This window comes from Streptomyces sp. CoH27 (assembly GCF_020181035.1).
In the GTDB taxonomy this organism is placed as follows: Bacteria; Actinomycetota; Actinomycetes; order Streptomycetales; family Streptomycetaceae; genus Streptomyces; species Streptomyces camelliae.
In genome coordinates this window covers 35,439-57,414 of sequence record NZ_JAIQYY010000003.1, presented here as the reverse complement: position 1 = coordinate 57,414, position 21,976 = coordinate 35,439, and the positions used below count along the sequence as shown (strand labels likewise).

Below are 21,976 nucleotides of genomic sequence, written 5' to 3'. Positions count from 1 at the left end.
AACCTCACAGCCCGCGCTTCACCCTCACTTGAGCCCCCTGCCCTAGCATCCGAGCATGACGGTCCTGCCTGACGACGGGCTCTCACTGGCCGCCGAGTTCCCTGACGCGACGCACGAGCAGTGGCAACGCCTGGTCGAGGGCGTGCTGCGCAAGTCGGGCAAGGAAGTCTCGGGCACGGCAGCTGAGGACGCCCTGTCCACGACGTTGGAGGACGGGCTGCGCACCCGGCCCCTCTACACCGCGCGCGATGCCGCGCCCGACGCCGGCCTGCCCGGCTTCGCCCCGTATGTGCGCGGCGGCCGCCCCGAGGGCGGCATCGCCGGCGGCTGGGACGTACGGCAGCGGCACGCGGCACCCGTCGACACGGCGGCCGCCGTGCTGGCCGACCTGGAGAACGGCGGCACCTCCCTGTGGCTGGTGCTCGGCGAGGGCGGCTTCCCGGTCGCCGACCTGCCCCGCGCCCTCGACGGTGTCTATCTCGACCTGGCGCCGGTCGTCCTCGACGCGGGCCGCGACACCGAGGCCGCCGCCGAGGCACTGCTGGCGCTGTACGCCGAGAAGGGCGTGGCCGCCGAGGCCGTACGCGGCAACCTGGGCGGCGACCCGCTCGGCTACGAGGCCCGCACCGGCACCGCCCTCGGCTTCGCGCCGTACGCCGCCCTGGCCGCGCGCTGCGCCGAGCGGTACCCGGGCCTGCGCGCGCTCACCGTCGACGCGCTCCCGTACCACGAGGCGGGCGGCTCCGCCGCGCAGGAGCTGGGCGCCTCCCTCGCCACCGGCGTGGCCTACCTCCGCGAGCTGACCGAGGCCGGCCTCGGCGTCGAACAGGCCGCCGCCCAGCTGGAGTTCCGCTACGCGGCCACCGCCGACCAGTTCCTGACCATCGCCAAGCTGCGCGCCGCGCGCCGGCTGTGGGCCCGGGTCGCGGAGGTCTGCGGCGCGCCCGGCGCCCAGGTGCAGCACGTGGTGACCTCGCCGGTGATGATGAGCCGCCGCGACCCCTGGGTGAACATGCTCCGCACGACGGTCGCAACACTGGCCGCCGGGGTGGGCGGCGCCGACTCCGTCACCGTGCTGCCGTTCGACCACGCGCTCGGCCTGCCCGACGTGTTCGCCCGCCGCATCGCCCGCAACACATCGACCATCCTGGTGGAGGAGTCGCATCTGGCCCGGGTCATCGACCCGGCGGGCGGTTCCTGGTACGTCGAGACGCTGACCGACGAACTCGCCCGGTCCGCCTGGGAGTTCTTCCGGTCGATCGAGCGCGACGGCGGCCAGGCGGCCGTGCTGCGCTCCGGCCGGCTGCGCACCGACCTCGCGACGACCTGGGCGGAGCGCTCCAAGAGGCTCGCCAGGCGCCGCGAACCCATCACCGGGGTCAGTGAGTTCCCGCTGCTGGCGGAGAAGCCCGTGGAGCGCGAGCCCGCGCCCGAGCCGCCGTCCGGCGGACTGCCCCGGGTGCGCCGCGACGAGGCGTACGAGGAGCTGCGCGCCCGCTCCGACGCCCACCTCGCGGCGACCGGCGCCCGCCCCCGGATCTACCTCGCCACCCTCGGCCCGGCCGCCGAGTACACCGCGCGCGCGACCTTCGCCGCCAACCTCTTCCAGGCGGGCGGCATCGAGCCGGTCACCGAGGGAAGCTTCGAGGAGAGCGGCGCCACCGAGGCCGTACTGTGCGCCGGCGACGGCCGCTACGCCGAACAGGCCGAGCAGACCGCCGCGTCGCTGCGCGCGGCCGGTGCCCGGCACGTGTTCCTCGCCGGCCGGGGCGACTACGCCGGCATCGACGCGTATGTCTTCACGGGCTGCGACGCCGTGGACATCCTGTCCTCGACCCTCGACCGCATGGGAGTGTCCTGATGGGAATCCCCGACTTCTCCGGCATCGAGCTGGGCACCCCGGCCGCCGACGGCAGCACCGAGGAGTGGCAGGCGGCCGTCGAGCGGGCGGCCGGCGGCGAAGCGCCGCTGTGGGAGACCCCGGAGGGCATCGGGGTCAAGCCGCTCTACACCGGCCGTGACCTGGAGGGCCTGGACTTCCTGGGCACCTACCCGGGCATGGCGCCCTATCTGCGCGGCCCGTACCCGACGATGTACGTCAACCAGCCCTGGACGATCCGCCAGTACGCGGGCTTCTCCACCGCCGAGGAGTCCAACGCGTTCTACCGGCGCAACCTCGCGGCCGGCCAGAAGGGCCTGTCCGTCGCCTTCGACCTGCCCACGCACCGGGGTTACGACAGCGACCACCCGCGCGTGACCGGTGACGTCGGCATGGCGGGCGTGGCCATCGACTCGATTCTCGACATGCGCCAGCTCTTCGACGGCATCCCGCTGGACCGGATGACGGTGTCGATGACGATGAACGGCGCCGTGCTGCCGGTGCTGGCGCTGTACATCGTGGCGGCGGAGGAACAGGGCGTACCGCCCGAGAAGCTGGCCGGGACCATCCAGAACGACATCCTCAAGGAGTTCATGGTCCGCAACACCTACATCTATCCGCCGAAGCCGTCGATGCGGATCATCTCCGACATCTTCGCGTACACCTCGCAGCGGATGCCCCGCTACAACTCCATCTCCATCTCCGGCTACCACATCCAGGAGGCGGGCGCGACGGCCGACCTGGAGCTGGCGTACACGCTCGCGGACGGCGTGGAGTACATCCGCGCGGGACGTGAGGCGGGCCTGGACGTGGACGCGTTCGCCCCGCGCCTGTCCTTCTTCTGGGCGATCGGCATGAACTTCTTCATGGAGATCGCCAAGCTCCGCGCGGCCCGGCTGCTGTGGGCCAAGCTGGTGTCGCAGTTCGACCCGAAGAACACCAAGTCCCTGTCCCTGCGTACCCATTCGCAGACGTCGGGCTGGTCGCTGACCGCGCAGGACGTGTTCAACAACGTCACGCGTACGGCCGTGGAGGCGATGGCGGCGACCCAGGGCCACACCCAGTCGCTGCACACCAACGCCCTGGACGAGGCCCTCGCCCTGCCGACGGACTTCTCCGCGCGCATCGCCCGCAACACCCAGCTGCTCATCCAGCAGGAGTCGGGCACGACCCGGGTCATCGACCCCTGGGGCGGCAGCGCGTACGTCGAACGGCTCACCTACGACCTCGCCCGCAAGGCCTGGCAGCACATCCAGGAGGTCGAGCAGGCGGGCGGCATGGCCCAGGCCATCGACGCGGGCATCCCGAAGCTCCGCGTGGAGGAGGCCGCGGCCCGCACCCAGGCCCGCATCGACTCCGGCCGCCAGCCGGTGATCGGCGTGAACAAGTACCGGGTCGCCAGCGACGAGCAGATCGAGGTCCTCAAGGTCGACAACTCGGCCGTACGCGCCCAGCAGATCGAGAAGCTGCGCCGGCTGCGGGCGGAACGGGACGAGACGGCCTGCCAGGACGCGCTCGACGCCCTCACCCGGGCCGCCGAGGGCACCGGGAACCTGCTGGAACTGGCCGTGCGGGCGGCCCGCGCCAAGGCGACGGTCGGCGAGATCTCGGACGCCCTGGAGAAGGTGTACGGCCGGCACGCGAGCCAGATCCGTACGATCTCCGGCGTGTACCGCAACGAAGCAGGCGAGTCCCCGAACGTCGACCGCACCCGTGCCCTGGTGGACGCCTTCGAGGAGGCCGAGGGGCGGCGGCCGCGCATCCTGGTCGCCAAGATGGGCCAGGACGGCCACGACCGCGGCCAGAAGGTGATCGCGACCGCCTTCGCCGACCTCGGCTTCGACGTGGACGTCGGCCCGCTGTTCCAGACGCCGGAGGAGGTCGCCCGCCAGGCGGTCGAGGCCGACGTCCACGTGGTCGGGGTGTCCTCCCTGGCGGCCGGTCACCTGACCCTGGTCCCGGCGCTGCGGGAGAAGCTGGCGGAGGAAGGCCGCGAGGACATCACGGTCGTCGTCGGCGGAGTGATCCCGCCGCAGGACGTGCCGACGCTGCTGGAGATGGGCGCGGCGGCCGTGTTCGGGCCCGGGACGGTGATCCCGGACGCGGCGTACGACCTGGTGAAGCGGCTGTCGGCCGACCTGGGCCACGAGCTGTAGCGGGGGCTCTCGGGGTGGCATCGATCGATCTCGACACGTATGTGAAGGGCGTGCTGGACGGCAGGCGGGCACTGGTGGCCCGCGCCATCACCCTGGTGGAGTCCACCCGCCCCCAACACCGCGTCCTGGCACAGCAGTTGCTGACGCAGCTCCTGCCGCACAGCGGCCGGGCACGCCGGATCGGTGTGAGCGGGGTGCCGGGCGTCGGCAAGTCGACGTTCATCGACGCGTTCGGCACGATGCTGACGTCACTGGGCCACCGGGTCGCGGTCCTGGCGGTCGACCCTTCCTCGACCCGCACGGGCGGCTCCATCCTGGGCGACAAGACCAGAATGGAGCGCCTGTCGGTGGACCCGGCGGCCTTCGTCCGCCCCTCCCCCAGCGCGGGCACGCTGGGCGGGGTCGCGAAGGCCACCCGGGAGTCGATGGTCGTGATGGAGGCGGCCGGCTACGACGTGATCCTCGTGGAGACGGTGGGTGTGGGCCAGTCGGAGACCACGGTCGCGGACATGGTCGACACCTTCCTGCTCCTGACTCTCGCCCGCACCGGCGACCAGCTCCAGGGCATCAAGAAGGGCGTCCTGGAACTGGCCGACGTCATCGCCGTCAACAAGGCGGACGGGCCCCACGAGCGGGACGCACGGGCAGCCGCACGGGAGTTGACCGGCGCCCTGCGCCTGATGCACGGCAAGGACGCCTTCTGGACCCCGCCGGTCCTGCACTGCAGCGCCCGCGAGTCGACGGGTCTGGACACGGTGTGGGAACGCCTGGAGCAGCACCGGACCCTGCTGGACTCCACCGGCCGCCTCACCGCCAAGCGCCGCGACCAGCAGGTGGAGTGGACCTGGTCGATGGTCCGCGACGAACTCCTCGGCCGTCTGCACGCGGCGCCGGCGGTACGGGCGGCTGCGCCGGGCCTGGAACAGCGGGTCAGGGAGGGCACGTTGACGGCGACTCTGGCGGCGGAACGGATCCTGGCGGCGTTCGAGGGGGGTACGGCGGGTTCGGAGGGTTCGGCGAACTCCTGAGGGCTTCATGGGATCCGGCCCTGCTGGACGCGATGGACGCCGAACACGTCGACATCGACCCGCTCGTCGACACCATCGACACCGCGCCGGCCGGCCCGGAGCACGGACCCGAACGCGTCACGGCCGCGGTCGACGCGCCGGCAAGCCGGCAGGTCGGCAGGTCGGCAGGTCGGCAGGTCGGCAGGTCGGCAATGGTCCGTCGGTGAGATGCGCGGCGTCAGGGCCGTGAGCGGGGTCCGGACCTCGCCGGCGCCTTCGAGGCGGGTGAACCGCAAGAACACGGCGGCCGGGGCAGGAAGCCGCGGCAGGTGTCGAAGAGGGCGGGCCCGTAGAGGCCCGAGCCCGCGCCGAGTTCGTTGACGGCGGGTCCGGAGGCCGTGATCTCCAGACGGCCGGTGCCGCCGCCGCTGACGAACTCCAGCGGCGCCGCCCGCCGTACGGCCGAGATCGCGGCCGCACGCCTGCGCCGGAGTCCGTGCCGCCCTCTTGTCCCGGAACGCAGCGTCCTGACCAGGTCCGGAGCGCGCCGGGAAAGAATTTTTCCGGGTGCCTGTCACATCCTGGTGAGCCGGTTCGTCAGTGCGGTGAAGTTGTTGATCAGGTTGATACAAAGGAGTGCAGTCGTGACGAACACCTCGATCTCCCGGATGCCGAACCCGGCCGAGTTCGTGCCCGAGCTGAACGACATCAGCGCCGCTCTGTTCAGGGCCACCGGCAACCGCTCGGTGCCGCGCACCACGATGAGCCTTGTCCACCTGCGTGCCGGGCAGATCGTCGGCAACACCTATCTGACGATCCTGAACACCGGCTTCCTGCGGAAGGCCGGTGTGTCCGAGGAGCGCATCACCGCCGTCTCGTCCTGGCAGGACGCTCCGTACTTCAGCGACGCCGAACGTGCCGCCCTGGCCTTGGTGGAGGCCACCCTCCAGCCCGCGCCGCACGGCAAGGAGCGCGTTTCCGACGAACTGTACGCCGAGGTCGCGAAGCACTACGACGAGAAGGCGCTGGCCACCCTCACCATCGCGATCGGCCAGATCAGCTTCTTCATCGCCCTGGCCGTCATCGGCAAGCCGCAGCCGGTCAGCTCTCTCGCCGACCAGCAGTGGGACTGACCTGATCCTTCCAGGAGCACGGCTTCGCCGGCTGCCTGGCCACGGCAGGAGCGGTCGCGTGAGGACGACGGTGCGGGAGTCCGGCGCCTGGCGATGGCCCTGACGGCCGGCTGCGGTATCGCTCATCTCCGCTCCTCCTCCGCATGGACCCCAACTCGCTGTAGCCATCGGCGAGTTGGGGATCTGTCGATTTGAAAGCGCTCGGCCGCAGCCCCAACCTAATGCTCATGACACCCATTTTCAATACAGGAAGTGGCTGACCATGCGCGTTGCCTTCGTCGGCAAGGGCGGCAGCGGCAAGACGACCCTGTCGGCCCTCTTCTCCCGTCATCTGGCGCGCTCGGGCGCGCCGGTCGTCGCGATCGACGGCGACATCAACCAGCACCTGGCCCACGCCCTCGGCCTCGACGAGGACGAGGGCTTCGCCGCGCCGCCGCTCAGCGCGCGCACCGGCGAGATCAAGGACTACCTGCGGGGCGCCAATCCGCGGATCCCGTCCCGCGGCGCCATGGTCAAGACGACCCCGCCCGGACGCGGCTCCCGGCTGCTGCGACTGCTCGGCGACGACGAGATCCACCGCCACCACGTCCAGGCGGTCGGCGGGGTCCCGCTGATGGTCACCGGCGCCTTCGGCGAGAGCGATCTGGGGGTGGCCTGCTACCACTCCAAGCTCGGCGCGGTCGAGCTGTACCTGAACCACCTCGTCGACGGCCCCGGCGAGTACGTCGTCGTCGACATGACCGCCGGCGCCGACGCTTTCGCCTCCGGCCTGTTCACCCGCTTCGACATGACGTTCCTGGTCGTCGAGCCGACCCGCAAGAGTGTCTCCGTGTACCGCCAGTACCGGGACCACGCGGCCGAGTTCGGCATCCCGGTCGCCGTCGTCGGCAACAAGGTCACCGGCGAGGACGACCTGCTCTTCCTCAAGGAGCACGTCGGCGACGACCTGCTCGCGCACTGCGAGCAGTCCCCCTACGTACGCGCCCAGGAACAGGGCCGCGGCCACGGCGGGCTGGAACCGCACAACACCCGCACTCTGGACCTGCTGCGAACGGCCGTCGACGCCCGCCCCAAGGACTGGGCCACCTTCCAGAGGCACGCCGTGGAGTTCCACCTGCGCAACGCCGCCGCCTGGGCCGACGAGGCCACCGGCCAGGACCTCGCCGGCCAGGTCGACCCGGACTTCCGGCACGGCCCCGCAGCCCTGACCGCTCTCGCCTGACCCCCAGCCGCCTCACGACCAGAACCACAGAACAGGACAGCCCTTCATGTCACTCGACGTCTCCCCGCAGCTGCTCGCCGAAGCCGAGAACGGCGAGGTGCGGGAGCAGGACTTCGTGGAAACGGTGCGTACCTCCCTGCCGTACGCCTACGACCTCATCGCCCGCCTGGCGGACGAACTGCGGTCCGGTTCGGCGGAGTTCGCCGACAACCAGACTCCGCCGCCCTCCGAGAAGGAGCGCGGCCAGCTGCTGCGCGCCCTGTCCAGCGACGCCATCCGCGGCAGCCTGGAGCGCCACTTCGGCATCGCGCTCGCCTTCCAGAACTGCCACCGGGTCGCGGCCTTCCACCCGGAGGCGCGCGGCGGCGAGACCCACACCCGCTTCACCTCCCTGCGCTCCCAGATCCTCAACCAGTCGCCGGAGTTCCGCGACTGCTGATCCACCGGCGGCGGGGTCAGCGGATCGCGACGACGACACCGCTGTCCCCGTACTGCCAGACGGCACCGGCCCGCCCGAACCCCGCCCGCCGCAGCAGGCGGATGTGGCCGGACAAGGACAGGCGGGCGGCGCTGTCGGTGCCGGTGGCCGGCTGCCGCCTGTCGCGTTCGGCGACGAGGTCGGCCAGTTCGGGGTCCGCGGCGGCGGCCGTCCACCAGGAGGCCCAGTCCTCCTGGGCGAAGGCCCGCTGCCGCTCGGCCCGGCGCCGTCCCACGCACCCCGCCAGCTCGGCCAGCACGGCGTCGTCCGGCGGGAAGTGGTCGCCGTTGACGAGGACGCCGCCAGGCCGCAGCAGCCCGGCGAGTTCCCGGTAGACGCGGTACAGCGTGTCCGGGGCCAGGTAGTGCAGGGCGGTCGTCGAAACGGCCGCGTCCGGTGGGCGGTCGAGGGCCAGGGCCCGCGTCCAGCCGCCCTCGCCGATCACCGTGTCGACGTAGCGGGCCGCGTCGGCGTGGTGGGTCCGGGCCAGCTCCAGCAGCAGGGGGTCCCGGTCCACGGCCACGATGTCCGCGTGCGGCAGCCTGCGGGCCAGGCGGGCCGCCAGCGAGCCGGGGCCGCAGCCGAGGTCGACGACCAGGGGCCGGTCCGTGCGGTCCGCCGTGCTGTGCTCGACGACATCGGCGATCACGGTGAAGCGGTCCTCGCGGTCGACGGCGTACCGCTGCTGCTGGAGTTCCCAGCGCTCCACCCATTTCTCGGCCGTCGCCAGGCTCAGTCCCATCCGGTCGCGCCACCTTGCCGTCTCGCGTTGCGGTCCCCTTGCTCGGGCACCCTACAACTGGAAACGGTTTCCATTACACTGCATGGGTGCCTGTCACCCGAGAGAGGCAAGGACCGACAGCAACCGGTCGATCTCCTCGACGGTGTTGTAGACGTGCAGGCTCACCCGCACCGACTCGCTCTCCTCCCCGGCACTGCCCTGGCAGTGGTGGTCGCAGCGGACCATGAAGCCATGGCTGAAGAGAATGAACCCCAGGTCGCCGGAGCCGATCTCCCGGTGCCGGAAGGTGACGATCCCCCGGCGCCGCTGGACCGGTGAGTCGGCGGCCAGGCTGGCCCGGCAGCCGAGGACCTCGTACGCGTCGAGGCGGCGCAGCCCGTCGGTGAGGCGGGCGGCCAGGGCGACCGTCCAGCGTTCGATGCGGTCCGTGCCCGCGGCCTGGAGCCAGTCCAGGGCGGCGGCCAGCGAGACAATTCCGACGGTGTTGGGAGTGCCGGACCAGCCGCCGGGCACGAACTCCGGGCCGCGCGTCTGGCGGGCCCAGACGGCCCCCGAGCCGGGCAGGGCCAGGGCCTTGTGCCCGGAGAAGGCGACGAAGTCGACGTCCAGGCCGGCCACGGACACCGGCACGTGACCGATGCTCTGGGCGGCGTCCAGGCAGATGACCGCGTCCGGGCCGACCGCCTCCCGGATCCGGTGGATGTTCATGTCGCCGCCGTAGACGTGGTGGACCTGGGTGGCGGCGACGAACCTGGTGCACGGTCCGGCGAGCCGGGCGAGGGCGGTGTGGTCGTAGTCGCCGGACGCCCGCTGGTAGGGCATCGGCAGGACACGGATGCGTGTGCCCTCGCGGGCCAGTTGCCGCTGGGTCTCCAGCCAGGGCTCGATGTTGGCCCGGTGATCGGCGACGGGTACGACGATCTCGTCACCGTCCGCGAGGAACCCCGGGAGCCAGTCGCGGGCGATCGTACGCAGCCCTTCGGTGGTGCCGCTGGTGAAGTGCACGGCCGACCGCTGCGGAGCCGGATCGTCCAGAAAGCGCCGGACCCGGTCACGGGTCTGCTCGACGAGGGCCGTGGTGCGGTTGGCCCACGGGTATGTGCCGCGTCCGGCGTTGGCGTTGGTGGTGGTGAGGTAGGTCTGGACGGCGTCGAGGACCGCCTGGGGTTTCTGGGAGGTGGCCGCGCTGTCGAGGTAGGCCAGATCCGGGTGCCCCGTGACGATCGGGAACCGGTCCCGCAGCGCGCGCTGCCACTCCGTCAACTCCGCTATGACAGCTGTGTTGTCGGCACACGTGGTCATGGGGGTCAGTCCCGTACCAGAGGAGCGCCCGCATCGCGCCAGGCGATGATGCCGCCGGCCAGGCTGCGCACGTCCGGGTGGCCCATCCGCGTCAGCAGTGCGGCGTATCGGGCCGATTTCTCCCCGACCGGACAGGCCAGCAGCACCGGACGACTGCGGCTGAAGGGCAGTCCGCCGTGCAGCAGCTCCTCGAACAGCTCGTCGACGATGTTGACCGAGCCGTCGATGTGCAGGGCGGCGAAGGCGTAGGGGCTGCGCAGGTCGACCACGAGAGGGGTGCCGGTGGCGATCCACGTCCGGGCGTCCGTGACACCGATGGCGGGCGCCGCCTGTACCTCGGCGTCGGTGAGGAGGGCCGGGGAGTTGGCGCGGCGGGGGCGGCCGAACAGGTCGGGGCGGCGCTGCCGTACGTAACTCAGGTAGCTCTCGATACGGTCGCAGACGATGAAGACGGCGGTCCGGCGCTCCGTCGTCTCGCTGTCGACGGTCCTCAGCGTGCGTACGGCGCCGAAGTAGGCGGCGCCTCCGGTGGGTCCGGCCAGGATGCCGCAACGACGGTTCAGGGTCAGCATTCCTTCGATCGCGTCGTCCGAGTTCACCGCCTCGATCGCGTCGTAGGTGCCTGGATCGAACAGACCCACCTGATGTGCCTCGTCGATGGTGCGGATGCCGGGGATGAAGTCGGACTTGGCCGCGACCAGCCCGAGGACCTGTACGGCGGGATCGTGTTCGCGCAGGACGCGGGCGACGCCCGTGGAGGAACCCGCCGTCCCCACGCAGGCGATGAACCAGTCCGGGGAGCGGCCGTCCAGGTCCTTGACGATCTCCGGCCCGGTGCCGGCGAGGTGAGCCTCGGTGTTGCGCGGGTTGAAGTACTGGTCCGTGTGCAGATAGGTGCTGCCGGGCTCGGACAGGGTCCGGTGGAACAGGGTCAGCGGGTCGTCGGTGGCGGTGGGGTCCAGGCATTCGCTCTGGCCCGGCAGCTCCTCGATCTCCGCGCCGAGCAGCAGGAGCAGGTCCTTGATCTCCGGGACCCGCATCCGGTTGGTGACGCTCTTGAAGGTCAGGCCGTGCATCCCGGCGAGGACGGCCAGGGCCTTGGCGGTGTTGCCGCTGGACAGCTCCACGACCTGGCTGCCGCGTGCCGCTGCCTCGGTCAGCTGCGGGCCGGCCATGTTCCAGGCGGCCCGGTCCTTCACCGAGCCGAACGGGTTGAGCAGCTCCAGCTTGGCGTACAGGTCGATGTTCCGCAGGCCGTGCACGGCCGGGTCGATGCGCACCAGCGGAGTGTTGCCGATGGCCTCGGTGATGCTGTCGTACCTCACTGCGCTCCCCCCATGTCGAAGCCTCGTGGGTCCATGGAAGTGGTCGGCCAGTACCGGTCGTCCAGGCACCAGCGCCACGCACCGCCCTCCTCCCAGGCGGCGACCTTGCGGGCGACCGGCTGTCGCTGGGCGTGCGTGGCGTGGAAGTCCATGCAGTAGCCGGCGGTGTTGGTGAACGCCAGCAGGTCGCCCGGTCCGGGCCGGCGCGGCAGGAACACGGTCCGACGCGTGATCAGGTCGGTTTCCAGGCACCGGGTGCCGAACAGGTGGACGGCGACGGGTCCCGTGTCCGCCGGCGCCGGGCACCGGGGGACGACGACGGGGTCCATGAGCACCCCGTGCTCCTCCAGGGCGATGTCGTCGGCCTTGGCCGCGAGCCGTACGAGGAGTTCGCCGCCGTTCTCCGGCTCGCGCACCTCCAGCACCGTGGCCAGGGTCAGCCCGCACTGGTCCAGCAGGGCCCGGCCCGGCTCGGCGTACAGGTCGTACAGGTGCTCCAGCAGCAGCGCGGCCAGGGGCCGGCCGCCGAAGGACGCGGCCGGGTGCGCGAGGAGTTCGTCGAGGTAGTGCGGCCCGGCGACCGGGCGGTGGGCGGGGTAGAGGCCGAGGGATCCGCGGAGCGTGCCGCCTTCGTTGCGCAGTCCGTAGCCGTGTCCGTCCCAGGTCAGCGGCGGCCGGGTGCCCAGGACGGCACCGGTCAGCTCGGTCGTGTACCGCTCCCATTGCCCGCCGTCGGCCAGGTAGTCGACGCCGAACCCGCCGCCGATGTCCACGATCGAGGGCCGCAGGCCCCGGCTCCGGCACTCCTCCAGCACCCGCAGGCAGCCCTCCAGCGCCGTCGCCTTCTCCGTGACGCTCGTCGTGTCCAGGTGATAGGCCACGCCCGCCAACTCCACGGCGGCACCGTGCCGCTCGACCGCCTCCAGCAGCCCCTCCCGCTCCGTCAGCGGTGTTCCGAAACGGCTGCGCCGGCTCAGCACCCGCACGCCGGCCGCCTCGAACCCCGACAGCCGGAGCAGGACGCGCAGCGGAGGGAGTGCGAACTTACGGCCGAGCAGGGCGAGTTGCTCCAGCTCCTCCCGGCTGTCGACCCCGACGGTGACCGAGGTGCGCGCGGCCAGCCACAGGAACTCCGGATTCTTCGGACCGGTGGCCATGATGCGGTCGGGGGTGAAGCCGGCGCCGAGCGCGTGCTGGAGCTCCCCCAGCGAGGCGACGTCCACACCGGCATCGGTGGCCGCCAGCCGCCGCAGCAGGGCACTGGAGCGATTGGCCTTGTGGGCGAAGAACACCTGACCCGAGAGGTGATGTCTGCCGTACACCGCCCGGAACCGCTCCAGATTGGCGGCCAGTTGCTCGGGCACGACCATGTTCAGCGGAGATCCGAGGGCGTCGGTGAGGGTGTGCAGCAGCTCGCGGGACTCCAGCAGGGAGCGCAGCCTCTCCCCCAGCCGCGGTGCGAGATACAAGGGCTGCCCGCCCATACCCGGCCCTCCCCCGGCACGCCGTAGGCACCCTTCCCCTCCTCCGGTCGGTTTACCCCCCGAAACTCCCCGAGTGGGCGGAAAGCGCCGGATGGCCGCCGTCGTACACCCGGTCAAAAGATGGCAACGGTTTTCATCTGCCATTGATCTGAAAATCGTTTCCATCTAGCGTCGAAGGTGTCGTCACCCGGCCGGCGCGTGGCCGCCGCGTGCCCGGTACCGCTCGAAGGAGTTCCGCATGTCCACCGCCCCCGCCTCCCGTTCCGCCCGGCCGTCCACGAGGATCGCACTGGTCACCGCGACGGCCGCCCTGACGGCCGTGACGGCGACGGCCTGCTCGACCTCCTCCTCGCACACCACCGACACCGCCGCTACCGGCAGCGGCAGCGGCTCGGGCAAGACCATCCAGGTGGTGGCGGCGGAGAACTTCTGGGGCAGCATCGCCTCCCAGCTGGGCGGCAGCCACGTGAAGGTGGACAGCATCATCACCAACCCGGACACCGATCCGCACGACTACGAGCCGACCGCCGCCGACGCCCGCACCGTGGCCGGCGCGCAGTACGCCATCGTCAACGGCATCGGCTACGACGCCTGGGCCGACAAACTGCTCGCCTCCAACCCCGGCAGCGGGCGGACCGAGCTGAAGGTCGGCGACCTGGTCGGGATCAAGCCCGGCGGCAACCCGCACCGCTGGTACTCCCCGGACAACGTCCACCAGGTCATCGAGAAGATCACCGCCGACTACAAGAAGGCCGACCCGGCCGACGCCTCGTACTTCGACCAGCAGAAGACGACCTTCGAGACCAAGACCCTCGCCGACTACAACAAGCTGATCGCCGGCATCAAGGCCAAGTACGCCGGAACCCCGATCGGCGCCTCCGAGTCCATCGTCACCCCGCTCGCCGAGGGCCTGGGGCTGAAGATGCTCACCCCGGAGACGTTCCTGGACGCGATGAGCGAGGGGTCCGACCCCACGGCCAAGGACAAGGCCACCATCGACCAGCAGATCAAGACCAAGCAGATCAAGATCTACGTCTACAACTCCCAGAACTCCACGCCGGACGTGCAGGCGCAGGTCAAGGAGGCCAAGGCGCAGGGCATCCCGGTCGCCACGGTGACCGAGACCCTGACCCCCGCCGGGGCCACCTTCCAGCAGTGGCAGACCGCCCAGCTCCAGGGCATCGAGCAGGCCCTGGCCAAGGCGACCGGGAAGTGAACTGAAGCCATGAACCCGATAGCGAAGGCCCGCGAAGCCGTCACACACACCAGCGGCCACACCGTCCCCGGCCGCCGAAGCGGGGGTCATGACACGGCCACAGGAACCGGAAGCGATCCGGTGGTCGCCCTGCGCGACGCCGCCGTACGGGTCGGCGGCCGTACGTTGTGGTCGGGCGTGGACCTTCGCATCGGGGCCGGCGAGTTCACCACCGTCCTCGGCCCCAACGGCGTCGGCAAGTCCACCATGATCAAGGTCCTGCTCGGCGCCCTGCCCGCGGCGGCCGGCGAGGTTCAGGTGCTCGGCGCCCGGCCCGGGCAGGCCAACGACCGCATCGGCTACCTGCCGCAGCGCCGCAGCTTCGACGCCACCCTGCGCATCCGCGGCATCGATGTAGTGCGCATGGGCCTGGACGGTGACCGGTGGGGGGTGCCCCTGCCGTTCCCGAGTGCACGCCGGCGGGCCGCCCGTGCACGGGTGGACGAGGTGATCGAGCTGGTCGGGGCGTCGGCGTACGCACACCGGCCGATCGGGCAGTGTTCCGGCGGCGAGCAGCAGCGGCTGCTGATCGCCCAGGCACTGGTCCGAAGGCCGGAACTGCTCCTGCTCGACGAGCCGTTGGACAGCCTCGACCTGCCCAACCAGAGCGCGGTCGCGGCGCTGATCGGGCGCATCTGCCACCAGGAGGGCGTTTCGGTGGTCATGGTCGCCCATGACGTGAACCCGATACTGCACCACCTGGACCGGGTGGTGTACCTGGCCGAGGGCGGCGCCGCCACCGGCACTCCCGCGGAGGTCATCACCTCCGAGACCTTGACCCGGCTGTACGGCACACCGGTCGAGGTGCTGCGGACCTCGGGCGGCCGGCTGGTCGTGGTGGGCCAGCCGGAGCCCCCCGCGGTGCACACCGACCGGCACGAGACCCCGGGGAGCGGTCATGAGGCTCGCTGAGACGGGGGCCCCGGCCTGGTCGTGGAACCTCCTCACCGACTTCCAGGACATGTGGTCCTACCCGTTCATGGTCAACGCGTTCCGCGCCGGCGCGGTCGTGGCCGTGGTCTCCGCGGTCGTGGGCTGGTTCGTGGTGCTGCGCCGGCAGACGTTCGCCGCGCACACCGTCTCCGCCGTCGCCTTCCCCGGCGCGGCCGGGGCGCTCCTGCTCGGGTTCAGCGCGGTCTACGGCTACTTCACGCTGTGCGTGGCCGCTGCGCTGGTCATCGCGGCCCTGCGCGGTGGCGGTGAGCACGAGGACTCCGCGCTGACCGGGACCGTGCAGGCGTTCCTGCTCGCGTCCGGGTTCCTGTTCACCGCCCTGTACCGGGGGCTGTTGGAGGGGCCGCAGACCATCCTCTTCGGCACCTTCCTGGGCATCACCTCCTCCCAGGTGACCGTGTTGACAGTGGTCGGTGCGGTGGTGCTCGCGGTGCTGGCGCTGATCGGCAGACCACTGCTGTTCGCGTCCATCGACCCACAGGTCGCCGCCGGGCGCGGAGTGCCGGTCCGCACGCTGTCCGTGGTCTTCCTCGTCCTGCTCGGCGCGGCCACTGCCGAGGCGAGCCAGATCACCGGGACCCTGCTGGTCTTCGCCCTCATGGTGATCCCGGCCGCCACCGCGCAGGTCCTCACCGCCCGCCCGGCGTTGAGTCTGGCCCTGGCCGTCCTGCTGGCCTTCGCCGCGACCTGGCTCGGGCTGACCGCCGCCTACTACTCCCCCTACCCCTTGGGCTTCTTCGTGACGTCCATCGCCTTCGCCGGATACCTGCTCGCGCTGGGCCGGCGTGCACTGCGCGAGGTACTCAGCCGCACCGGAGCCGGGCCCACGCCTGCCGCCAAGGAGGTGGTCGCATGACCGTCCTGCTCGCCGCCTCCCCGCTGTCCCACCCGTTCTTCCTGCACGCCTTCCTCGCCGGAACCGCCATCGCCGCGGCCTGCGGACTGGTCGGCTACTTCCTCGTCCTGCGGGCCCAGGTCTTCACCGGCGACGCGCTCAGTCATGTCGCCTTCACCGGCGCGATGGCCGCCCTCGCCTTCGGTGCCGACCTGCGGCTCGGGCTGTTCGCCGCCACCATCGCCGTGGCGGTGCTCTTCGGCACCCTCGGCCGCACGGCCCGGCCCGACGACGTGGTCATCGGCAGCGTCTTCTCCTGGATCCTGGGCCTGGGCGCCTTCTTCATCACCCTCTACACCACCTCCCGCAGCACCACGAACGGCACCGCCGGCGTGAGTGTGCTGTTCGGCTCCATCTACGGCCTCTCCTCCGGCAGCGCGGCCGCCGCCGCCCTGGTGGCCGCCGGGGTCGGCCTGCTGGTGGTGCTGATCGCGCGGCCGCTGCTGTTCGCCACGCTCGACGAGGCCGTGGCCGCCGCCCGCGGCGTACCGGTCCGCCTTCTCGGGTACGGCTTCCTCGCCCTGGCCGGGATCAGCGCCGCCGAGGCCACGCAGGCGGTCGGTTCCCTGCTGCTGCTCGGCCTGCTCGCCGCCCCCGCCGGCGCCGCGATCCGCCTCACCGACCGCCCCTACCGGGCACTCGCCCTCTCCGCCGCTCTGGCGGTGCTGGAGATGTGGGCGGGACTGTTCGCCTCGTACACGGTGCCGAAGATGCCGCCGAGCTTCGCCATCATGGCCGCCGCCACGGCCGTATACGCCGCGACGTTCCTCATACGACGGCCCGCTCCCGGCCCTCGTATGCGAACTGCCGTCCCCAGCGGCACCTGAGCGAAGGCACCCGATGGAACCCGACCGGCAGCCCACCCCCACACCATCAGCCGACGTCACGCTGATCGGCCGGCACACCCAGCAACGCACCGTCGTCGTCGAGGCCCTCATCCGCGCCGAGGGCTTCGTCGGCGCCCAAACCCTCCACAACCAACTCGCCGCCGCAGGCTCACCGGTCGGCCTCTCCACGGTCTACCGCACCCTGACCGCCCTGGCCGCCGCCGGCCGGGCCGACATGGTCCGCGACACCAGCGGTGAACGCCTCTTCCGCTACCGCCCCGGCCCCGAACACCGCCACTACCTCATCTGCACCGAATGCGGCCTGAGCCGCCCCGTCGACTCCGGACCGGTGGAGGAATGGGCCGACACCATCGCACGGACCTCCGGGTTCGCGAACGTCCGGCACACGGTGGAGCTGTCCGGGCTGTGCCCGGACTGCGGCAGAACGCCCGCGGCAGCCGCACGGCAGTGAACCCGGGCGCCATGCCCCCGCCGGCGCAGAGCACAACCACAGGTATCCACCCGCACGAGCGGCGGCGGTGACTCCTGCTGGCGCGGGGCACTTGAAGGTGGGTGCCGATGGACAGTGCCATCGTGCTGACACCCATGAAGGTGGCGCCGAACAGCACGGCGGACACGAGCGCGGGCGTGGCACCGCCCAGCAGCGCCGGCAGGGCGATGCCGACGGCCTGGATGGTCAGCGAGGTGAGCAGCAGGGCCGGCCGGGACCAGCGGCGGGCCAGCCGGGTCCACAGCGCGCACGAGGGAAGGGCGGCGAGGCCGACCACGATCCAGGCCCCGGAGCCGAGCCAGCCCTTGACCCCCTGCTGGATCGCGGCGACGAGGAAGGTGCCGGCGATGATGTAGCCGATGCCTTCGAAGGTGTAGCTGGCGAGCAGCGCGAGGAACCAGCGGTGAGTGCGTGGCCGTTCGGTCCTCGTGGCCGCCTCGGCCGCCCCTGGGTTCCGGCGGTGGGGCCAGGGGCCAGGCGAGCGCGGCGAGCAGAGCGCCGACGCGGCACACCGGGGGATCGTGGATGTCCTGGAGGTCCCCGAGCGGGACCGGTTCCAGGTCATCACCGAGCACGACGCGGACCACATCATGGCCCTCGACGCGGGCCTGGGCTTCGAGCGGACCGACCAGCTGGTGATGATCCAGATCTTCACCCAGGCGGGACGCACCACCGAGGTCAAGCAACAGCTCTTCCGAACCATCGCCAAGCAGCTGGAACCTCTCGGCATCGCCGGCGAGGACGTCTTCATCGGCATCATCGAGAACGGCCCTCAGGACTGGTCCTTCGGCTTCGGTCGCGCCCAGTACGTCGAGGGCGACCTGGCCGTCCCCGGCCGCTGACGACGGCCGCCCCACAACCGACCGCACGTGTGCTCCTGGCCGCCTCGGGCCCACGCGGAGGTCGATGCGGACCTGTCCGGCCTGCGGATGGTCGGGGATGTCCTGGCGTACCGGCTCGACGGCGCGCTGGTCAGCGGCCCGGTGCGGCAGCGCGGCCGGCGGTAGTGGTCCGGCCCGCATGCGCGCGGCCCGCTCATGGCGTTATGGAGGTGCACGGACCAGGCCGGCGGGATGTACTGCCTCCCATGGTCGAACACCTCCAACGGCACACCGACGACTGGCTCGCGTACTTCGCCACGCGAGGCCACTGTGACCCGCAGCCGCTGGCCGCGGGTGTCGAGGGCGCGGTCTACCGGCTCGGCGAGGGCTTGGTCGCCAAGGTGTGGAGCGGGCGGCCGCCGGTCGGCCTCGGCCTGATCCGGCAGGTCTACGCGGACATCGCGCGGCATCCGCTGCCGTTCGCCACCCCACAGATCCTTGCCGTCGAGGAGCGCGACGGAGTGCTTGTCACCTACGAGCGCGAGCTGCCCGGGGCGCCCCTGCGCGGCGGCGCCGGGAACACGCCCCCGGCACGGGACATGCCCGCACGCGAGACCGGCACCCTGCTCACCGTGCTGCGCGGCCTGGCGTCCGTGCCGGGCTCGCCCGCGATGCGGCAGCTGACCGTCCAGGGCGACGACCGCCCGCTGTGGGACGGCCACACCCGCTTCCCCGACGCACTCGCCGCCCTGGTCGAGCGTGCCACCCGCCGCGACGGGGAGGTGCTCGCCGCGGCGGTACCCGGGCTGGCCGTGGCGGTCGAGCGGACCACCAGGGCGTTGCGGGCCCTGCCCGCCACGCCCGTCACGGCCGTCCATGGCGACCTGGTCCCGCCCAACGTCCACGTCGACGACGCCGAAGTTCCGGTGGCGGTCCTGGACTTCGGTTTCTTCACCACGGCCGGCGACCCGGCGTTCGAGGCAGCGGTGACGGCCGCGATCTGGGACATGTACGGCCCCCACGCGGAGCACCACACGGCCGCACTCACCAGCTTGTTCGCGGAGGCACTGGGCTATGACGCGGAGGTGCTGGCGCTGTACCAGGCGGCATATGCCCTGACCACCTACGACCTGTTCAGCCTGGACGGCAGCGACGGCCATTTCCGGTGGTGCGCAGCACTGCTGAACCGCAACGCGGTCACCGGGCAGGGCGCCCTGCCCGGTGCACCGGCCTGACGTTCGTCGGCCATCACCGGGCGCTGCAAGGCTTTTGGCGATGGCGGGTGACAAGCCTGTGGCGGTTCGGTCCTGCGCGGAGGCTGACCGTTTCGTTACTGCTCGTCGCGCACGGCGAGCCGTTCGGCGATCTCGGTCCTGACCGTCTCGTGCAGCTCGTCCGACGTGAAGCCGAGGTTGCGCAGGATCTGCGCGGCCGGGCTTTCCTCGACGCGGATCAGGCCCAGCAGCGTGTGTTCCGTGCCGACCCAGTCGTGACCGAGGTCGGCCGACGCGCGCAGTGCCTGCTCGATGGCCTCCTTGCTCTCCGGCCGGAACGCGATGTGACCCCGCGGCGCCTTCTTCCCGGCCGGCGGCATCGCTTCCTCGATCGCGTCACGGACGCGTTGCTCCGACTCGGCTTTCCCCACCAGCACCTCGTATGCCAGGCCCCGCGGTTCGCCGAGCAGGCCGAGCAGCATGTGTTCGGTGCCGATGAAGTCGTGCTTGTGGGTTCGGGCGGCCTCCTGCGCCAGCACGATGCTGTGCCGGTTCAGGTTGGTGAACCGCTCGAACGGGTTGGGCGCGTGGCGTTGCTGGGCGGCCTGTTTGGACACCCCGATGGCGTCGCCGATCTCGGTCCATGACGCGCCGCTCCGCTTGGCCTTGCTGACGTAGTGGTCGATGAGCTGGTCACCGAGGTCGGACAGCGTCTGGGCACGAAGTCGCGCCTCGCTGATGCGGGCCAGGTCGTCGGCGCCGGGAAGTTCCTCGTCGAGACGGGCGATCAGATCTGCGAGGTTGATGTCGAGTGGGCTCATGCGTCAATCGTAAGTTGACGACCCCTCAGCGTCAACTTGTAATTGACGATTGTTCCTGTCGCCGGCCCCCTCACTGGAGCTGCTGAGGCTGGACACGGGCGGCGGGAACGGTCACCTGATCGGCCTCACCATCGCGGAGCGGATCCGGAGCGTGGTCCTGGCCTCGTTCTTCAGGTCGACGTTCAGCGCGGTGTCGAGGGTCATGTACGCCACCCGACCCCAGGTGTTGCCGTCCGCCCAGGCGCAGACCGGGTAGGTGAGCTTCGCCCCGTCGGCCCAGGTCCGGGTCAGTACCTCGCAGTCGACCCTGACGCGGGAGCCGGACGGGGTGACGTCCTGCGGCGGCACGAGCACCTTCACCTGGGTGGCGCGGGCGCGGTTGCCCGCCAGCACGCGGGCGCGCACCCCGGCGATGTCCCTGAACCGGCCGTACATGGCGGCCACGGTGAGCTCGCCCCGGTCGCCGCTGACCGGGCGGTACCTCGCGACGAGACCGTGGACGGCCTCGGCATCCCAGCTGCGGCTCCAACTCCTCTTCATCGCCCGGCCCAGGGTCGCGGACTCGTCCCTGGTCAGCTCGTCATCGCCGTCGAGCACTGCCCTGGGCACGGTCAAGGCGTACTCGGCCCGCGGAAGGCCATTCTCGATCTTCTTTCCTACCAGCACCAGCGTCGCCAGGAGAGCCACGATCAGGAGGAGGACCCCGCCGATGATCCCGGCCATGAGGCCGACCCGGCTCTTCTCCGGAGGGGCCGGGAGTGGGGCGCCCCAGGGGGAGAGGGGCGTCTGATACGGCGACTGCGGCGCCGGAGGCATGGACACGCCAGAACGGTACTGGAAGCCGACGACAACGATGCGGAGCCCTCCGGCGGCTGTCATCCGTCCCCCGCCCACCCGTCCCGCGCCCGGCACGGCGGTTCCGTCACCTGGCATGCCGCATTGCGTCGGTGCGCCGTGCCCTTCGGGGAGCGCCCATGACCGCCCGGGCGGCGCGGCGTAGCAGTTCGTGCTCGAACACACTCGGCCATGCCGTGCCGTGCCCCTAGTCGCCGCCCGTGCTGCTCGACACAGACCCCCCAGCGCCTCGCCCCTCAACTCGCTCTGTGTCCTGGGGCGCGCTCCGGCGCGGTCCAGGCGGCCCGGAGCGCGCGGCCGGACGGGCCCATTAGGCTGGGGCGTCCCACGGGTGGTCGCCCGCCGCCAGGCGGGGGTACGGCGCTCGTGCGGCTGCCCCGGACCACCACACCCAAGGACGGCAACCGAGTGTCTTTCTTCACCATCGGCCACCGCGGTGTCATGGCCGCCGAGCCGGAGAACACCCTGCGCTCCTTCCTGCGGGCCGAACGCGAGGGGCTGGACGGCATCGAACTGGACCTGCACCTGAGCAAGGACGGCGAGCTGGTCGTCATGCACGACGAGACTCTGGACCGCACGACGAACGGCTCCGGTCCGATCGCCGACCAGAAGCTGCGGAAGCTCAAGAAGCTCGACGCCGGCCTCGGCGAGCGCATCCCCACGTTCGGGGAGGTGCTGGACGCCGTCGGGCCGACGCTGCCGATCCAGGCGGAGATCAAGGACGTGGCGGCCGCCCGGTCGCTGGCCAAGGTGCTCACCGACCGCGACCTGCTGGACCGGGTCTCGGTGCTGTCGTTCCACGACGTGGCGCTGATCGAGATCCACAACCTGCTGCCACAGGCCCGCACCGTGCTGGTGGCAGGCCCCAGCGCGCACCGCGACACCTTCGTCGGCCGCGCCCAGAAGGTCGGTTCCACCCTGGTCAGCGTGGACCTGCGGCACGTGAACCGGGCCATCGTGGAGAAGTGCGGCGCCGCCGGCATCGACGTGATGGCCTGGACCGTCAACGACGAGCGCGACCTGACGCTGGCCCGGACGCTCGGCCTGGTGGGCTGCGTGACCGACCAGCCCGGCATGAAGCGGCTGGTCGAGGCC

The 21,976-nt window shown here is 71.4% G+C and carries 22 protein-coding genes and 1 pseudogene; 16 read left to right on the top strand and 7 right to left on the bottom strand.

All coding sequences use genetic code 11. From position 1 onward, the window contains the following. Positions 1–55: 55 nt before the first annotated feature. The 7 genes from LE548_RS05545 to LE548_RS05515 all read left to right on the top strand — a co-directional run bounded on the left by LE548_RS05545 (position 56) and on the right by LE548_RS05515 (position 7,836). Entirely contained in the window at positions 56–1,861 is a 1,806-nt protein-coding gene (locus LE548_RS05545; protein WP_225095499.1) for a methylmalonyl-CoA mutase family protein, read from the top strand. Further along, entirely contained in the window at positions 1,861–4,035 is a 2,175-nt protein-coding gene (gene scpA / locus LE548_RS05540; protein ID WP_225095498.1) for a methylmalonyl-CoA mutase, read from the top strand. Before LE548_RS05545 ends, scpA begins: the two co-directional genes overlap by 1 nt. A gap of 14 nt (positions 4,036–4,049) precedes the next feature. Continuing rightward, the gene (meaB, locus tag LE548_RS05535) at positions 4,050–5,063 is read left to right on the top strand and encodes a methylmalonyl Co-A mutase-associated GTPase MeaB (protein WP_225095497.1); all 1,014 of its coding nucleotides are present in this window, start codon (positions 4,050–4,052) and stop codon (positions 5,061–5,063) included. Positions 5,064–5,095: 32 nt separating this feature from the next. After that, positions 5,096–5,269, top strand: coding sequence for a hypothetical protein (locus LE548_RS05530; protein ID WP_225095496.1), 174 nt, complete (start codon positions 5,096–5,098; stop codon positions 5,267–5,269). Between the two features lie 417 nt (positions 5,270–5,686). Next, positions 5,687–6,175: a carboxymuconolactone decarboxylase family protein gene (locus LE548_RS05525; RefSeq protein WP_225095495.1), complete on the top strand. Its 489-nt coding sequence runs from the start codon at positions 5,687–5,689 to the stop codon at positions 6,173–6,175. Positions 6,176–6,437: 262 nt separating this feature from the next. Further along, positions 6,438–7,397, top strand: a complete 960-nt coding sequence (locus LE548_RS05520) for an adenylyl-sulfate kinase (protein WP_225095494.1) — start codon at positions 6,438–6,440, stop codon at positions 7,395–7,397. Between the two features lie 46 nt (positions 7,398–7,443). After that, positions 7,444–7,836 (top strand): SCO5389 family protein, encoded by a 393-nt coding sequence (locus LE548_RS05515; RefSeq protein ID WP_225095493.1) that lies wholly within the window; start codon positions 7,444–7,446, stop codon positions 7,834–7,836. A 16-nt stretch (positions 7,837–7,852) separates the two neighbouring features. Here the strand turns inward: LE548_RS05515 and LE548_RS05510 are convergent, their stop codons facing one another. From LE548_RS05510 to LE548_RS05495, 4 genes are all read right to left on the bottom strand, one after another. Beyond that, a complete protein-coding gene (locus LE548_RS05510; RefSeq protein WP_225095492.1) occupies positions 7,853–8,617 on the bottom strand; it encodes a trans-aconitate 2-methyltransferase in 765 nt (254 codons plus the stop codon). A gap of 93 nt (positions 8,618–8,710) precedes the next feature. Next, on the bottom strand, positions 8,711–9,919 hold the full coding sequence (locus LE548_RS05505) for an aminotransferase class V-fold PLP-dependent enzyme (RefSeq protein WP_225095491.1): 1,209 nt from the start codon (positions 9,917–9,919) through the stop codon (positions 8,711–8,713). A 5-nt stretch (positions 9,920–9,924) separates the two neighbouring features. Next, positions 9,925–11,244 carry a pyridoxal-phosphate dependent enzyme gene (locus LE548_RS05500; protein ID WP_225095490.1) on the bottom strand — a complete coding sequence of 440 codons (1,320 nt, stop codon included), beginning with the start codon at positions 11,242–11,244 and terminating at the stop codon, positions 9,925–9,927. Next, positions 11,241–12,728, bottom strand: coding sequence for an alanine racemase (locus LE548_RS05495; protein WP_225095489.1), 1,488 nt, complete (start codon positions 12,726–12,728; stop codon positions 11,241–11,243). The genes LE548_RS05500 and LE548_RS05495 overlap by 4 nt, the downstream gene beginning before the upstream one ends. A 238-nt stretch (positions 12,729–12,966) precedes the next feature. Between LE548_RS05495 and LE548_RS05490 the strand changes: the two genes are divergently transcribed. The 5 genes from LE548_RS05490 to LE548_RS05470 are packed head-to-tail and all read left to right on the top strand — an operon-like array spanning position 12,967 to position 17,131. Next, entirely contained in the window at positions 12,967–13,944 is a 978-nt protein-coding gene (locus LE548_RS05490) for a metal ABC transporter solute-binding protein, Zn/Mn family (RefSeq protein ID WP_225095488.1), read from the top strand. A gap of 9 nt (positions 13,945–13,953) precedes the next feature. Next, entirely contained in the window at positions 13,954–14,895 is a 942-nt protein-coding gene (locus tag LE548_RS05485) for a metal ABC transporter ATP-binding protein (protein ID WP_225095487.1), read from the top strand. After that, positions 14,882–15,793: a metal ABC transporter permease gene (locus tag LE548_RS05480; RefSeq protein WP_225095486.1), complete on the top strand. Its 912-nt coding sequence runs from the start codon at positions 14,882–14,884 to the stop codon at positions 15,791–15,793. Before LE548_RS05485 ends, LE548_RS05480 begins: the two co-directional genes overlap by 14 nt. Continuing rightward, positions 15,790–16,659: a metal ABC transporter permease gene (locus LE548_RS05475; RefSeq protein WP_225095485.1), complete on the top strand. Its 870-nt coding sequence runs from the start codon at positions 15,790–15,792 to the stop codon at positions 16,657–16,659. The genes LE548_RS05480 and LE548_RS05475 overlap by 4 nt, the downstream gene beginning before the upstream one ends. 13 nt (positions 16,660–16,672) lie before the next feature. Further along, positions 16,673–17,131 carry a Fur family transcriptional regulator gene (locus LE548_RS05470; RefSeq protein ID WP_225095484.1) on the top strand — a complete coding sequence of 153 codons (459 nt, stop codon included), beginning with the start codon at positions 16,673–16,675 and terminating at the stop codon, positions 17,129–17,131. 136 nt (positions 17,132–17,267) lie between these two features. Here LE548_RS05470 and LE548_RS05465 read toward each other — a convergent pair. Next, positions 17,268–17,690: pseudogene (locus tag LE548_RS05465) on the bottom strand (YbfB/YjiJ family MFS transporter); the annotation flags it as partial. On the opposite strand from LE548_RS05465, the gene LE548_RS05460 reads away from it, so the two are divergent. The 3 genes from LE548_RS05460 (at position 17,578) to LE548_RS05450 (ending at position 19,226) form a co-directional block, all read left to right on the top strand. Beyond that, positions 17,578–18,012, top strand: a complete 435-nt coding sequence (locus tag LE548_RS05460; RefSeq protein WP_374116026.1) for a tautomerase family protein — start codon at positions 17,578–17,580, stop codon at positions 18,010–18,012. The pseudogene LE548_RS05465 and the gene LE548_RS05460 sit on opposite strands and share 113 nt — an antisense overlap. Before the next feature lie 27 nt (positions 18,013–18,039). Next, positions 18,040–18,177 (top strand): hypothetical protein, encoded by a 138-nt coding sequence (locus LE548_RS05455; RefSeq protein ID WP_225095482.1) that lies wholly within the window; start codon positions 18,040–18,042, stop codon positions 18,175–18,177. Positions 18,178–18,257: 80 nt separating this feature from the next. Then, positions 18,258–19,226, top strand: coding sequence for a phosphotransferase family protein (locus LE548_RS05450; RefSeq protein ID WP_225095481.1), 969 nt, complete (start codon positions 18,258–18,260; stop codon positions 19,224–19,226). Positions 19,227–19,321: 95 nt separating this feature from the next. On the opposite strand, the gene LE548_RS05445 is transcribed toward LE548_RS05450, so the two are convergent. Next, complete coding sequence (locus LE548_RS05445) at positions 19,322–20,026, bottom strand: Clp protease N-terminal domain-containing protein (RefSeq protein ID WP_225095480.1); 705 nt, start codon at positions 20,024–20,026, stop codon at positions 19,322–19,324. 111 nt (positions 20,027–20,137) lie between these two features. Next, positions 20,138–20,848 (bottom strand): hypothetical protein, encoded by a 711-nt coding sequence (locus LE548_RS05440; protein ID WP_225095479.1) that lies wholly within the window; start codon positions 20,846–20,848, stop codon positions 20,138–20,140. A 441-nt stretch (positions 20,849–21,289) separates the two neighbouring features. On the opposite strand from LE548_RS05440, the gene LE548_RS05435 reads away from it, so the two are divergent. Beyond that, positions 21,290–21,976 (top strand): glycerophosphodiester phosphodiesterase family protein (locus LE548_RS05435; protein ID WP_225095478.1); only part of this gene is annotated, 687 nt, incomplete at its 3' end.

Bases quoted from the DNA above. Each gene is read 5' to 3' on its own strand.
- LE548_RS05545 (WP_225095499.1), top strand. From the start codon at position 56: ATGACGGTCCTGCCTGACGACGGGCTCTCACTGGCCGCCGAGTTCCCT.
- scpA (WP_225095498.1), top strand. From the start codon at position 1,861: ATGGGAATCCCCGACTTCTCCGGCATCGAGCTGGGCACCCCGGCCGCC.
- LE548_RS05530 (WP_225095496.1), top strand. From the start codon at position 5,096: ATGGACGCCGAACACGTCGACATCGACCCGCTCGTCGACACCATCGAC.
- LE548_RS05520 (WP_225095494.1), top strand. From the start codon at position 6,438: ATGCGCGTTGCCTTCGTCGGCAAGGGCGGCAGCGGCAAGACGACCCTG.
- LE548_RS05515 (WP_225095493.1), top strand. From the start codon at position 7,444: ATGTCACTCGACGTCTCCCCGCAGCTGCTCGCCGAAGCCGAGAACGGC.
- LE548_RS05510 (WP_225095492.1), bottom strand. From the start codon at position 8,617: ATGGGACTGAGCCTGGCGACGGCCGAGAAATGGGTGGAGCGCTGGGAA.
- LE548_RS05505 (WP_225095491.1), bottom strand. From the start codon at position 9,919: ATGACCACGTGTGCCGACAACACAGCTGTCATAGCGGAGTTGACGGAG.
- LE548_RS05495 (WP_225095489.1), bottom strand. From the start codon at position 12,728: ATGGGCGGGCAGCCCTTGTATCTCGCACCGCGGCTGGGGGAGAGGCTG.
- LE548_RS05490 (WP_225095488.1), top strand. From the start codon at position 12,967: ATGTCCACCGCCCCCGCCTCCCGTTCCGCCCGGCCGTCCACGAGGATC.
- LE548_RS05485 (WP_225095487.1), top strand. From the start codon at position 13,954: ATGAACCCGATAGCGAAGGCCCGCGAAGCCGTCACACACACCAGCGGC.
- LE548_RS05480 (WP_225095486.1), top strand. From the start codon at position 14,882: ATGAGGCTCGCTGAGACGGGGGCCCCGGCCTGGTCGTGGAACCTCCTC.
- LE548_RS05475 (WP_225095485.1), top strand. From the start codon at position 15,790: ATGACCGTCCTGCTCGCCGCCTCCCCGCTGTCCCACCCGTTCTTCCTG.
- LE548_RS05470 (WP_225095484.1), top strand. From the start codon at position 16,673: ATGGAACCCGACCGGCAGCCCACCCCCACACCATCAGCCGACGTCACG.
- LE548_RS05450 (WP_225095481.1), top strand. From the start codon at position 18,258: ATGGTCGAACACCTCCAACGGCACACCGACGACTGGCTCGCGTACTTC.
- LE548_RS05445 (WP_225095480.1), bottom strand. From the start codon at position 20,026: ATGAGCCCACTCGACATCAACCTCGCAGATCTGATCGCCCGTCTCGAC.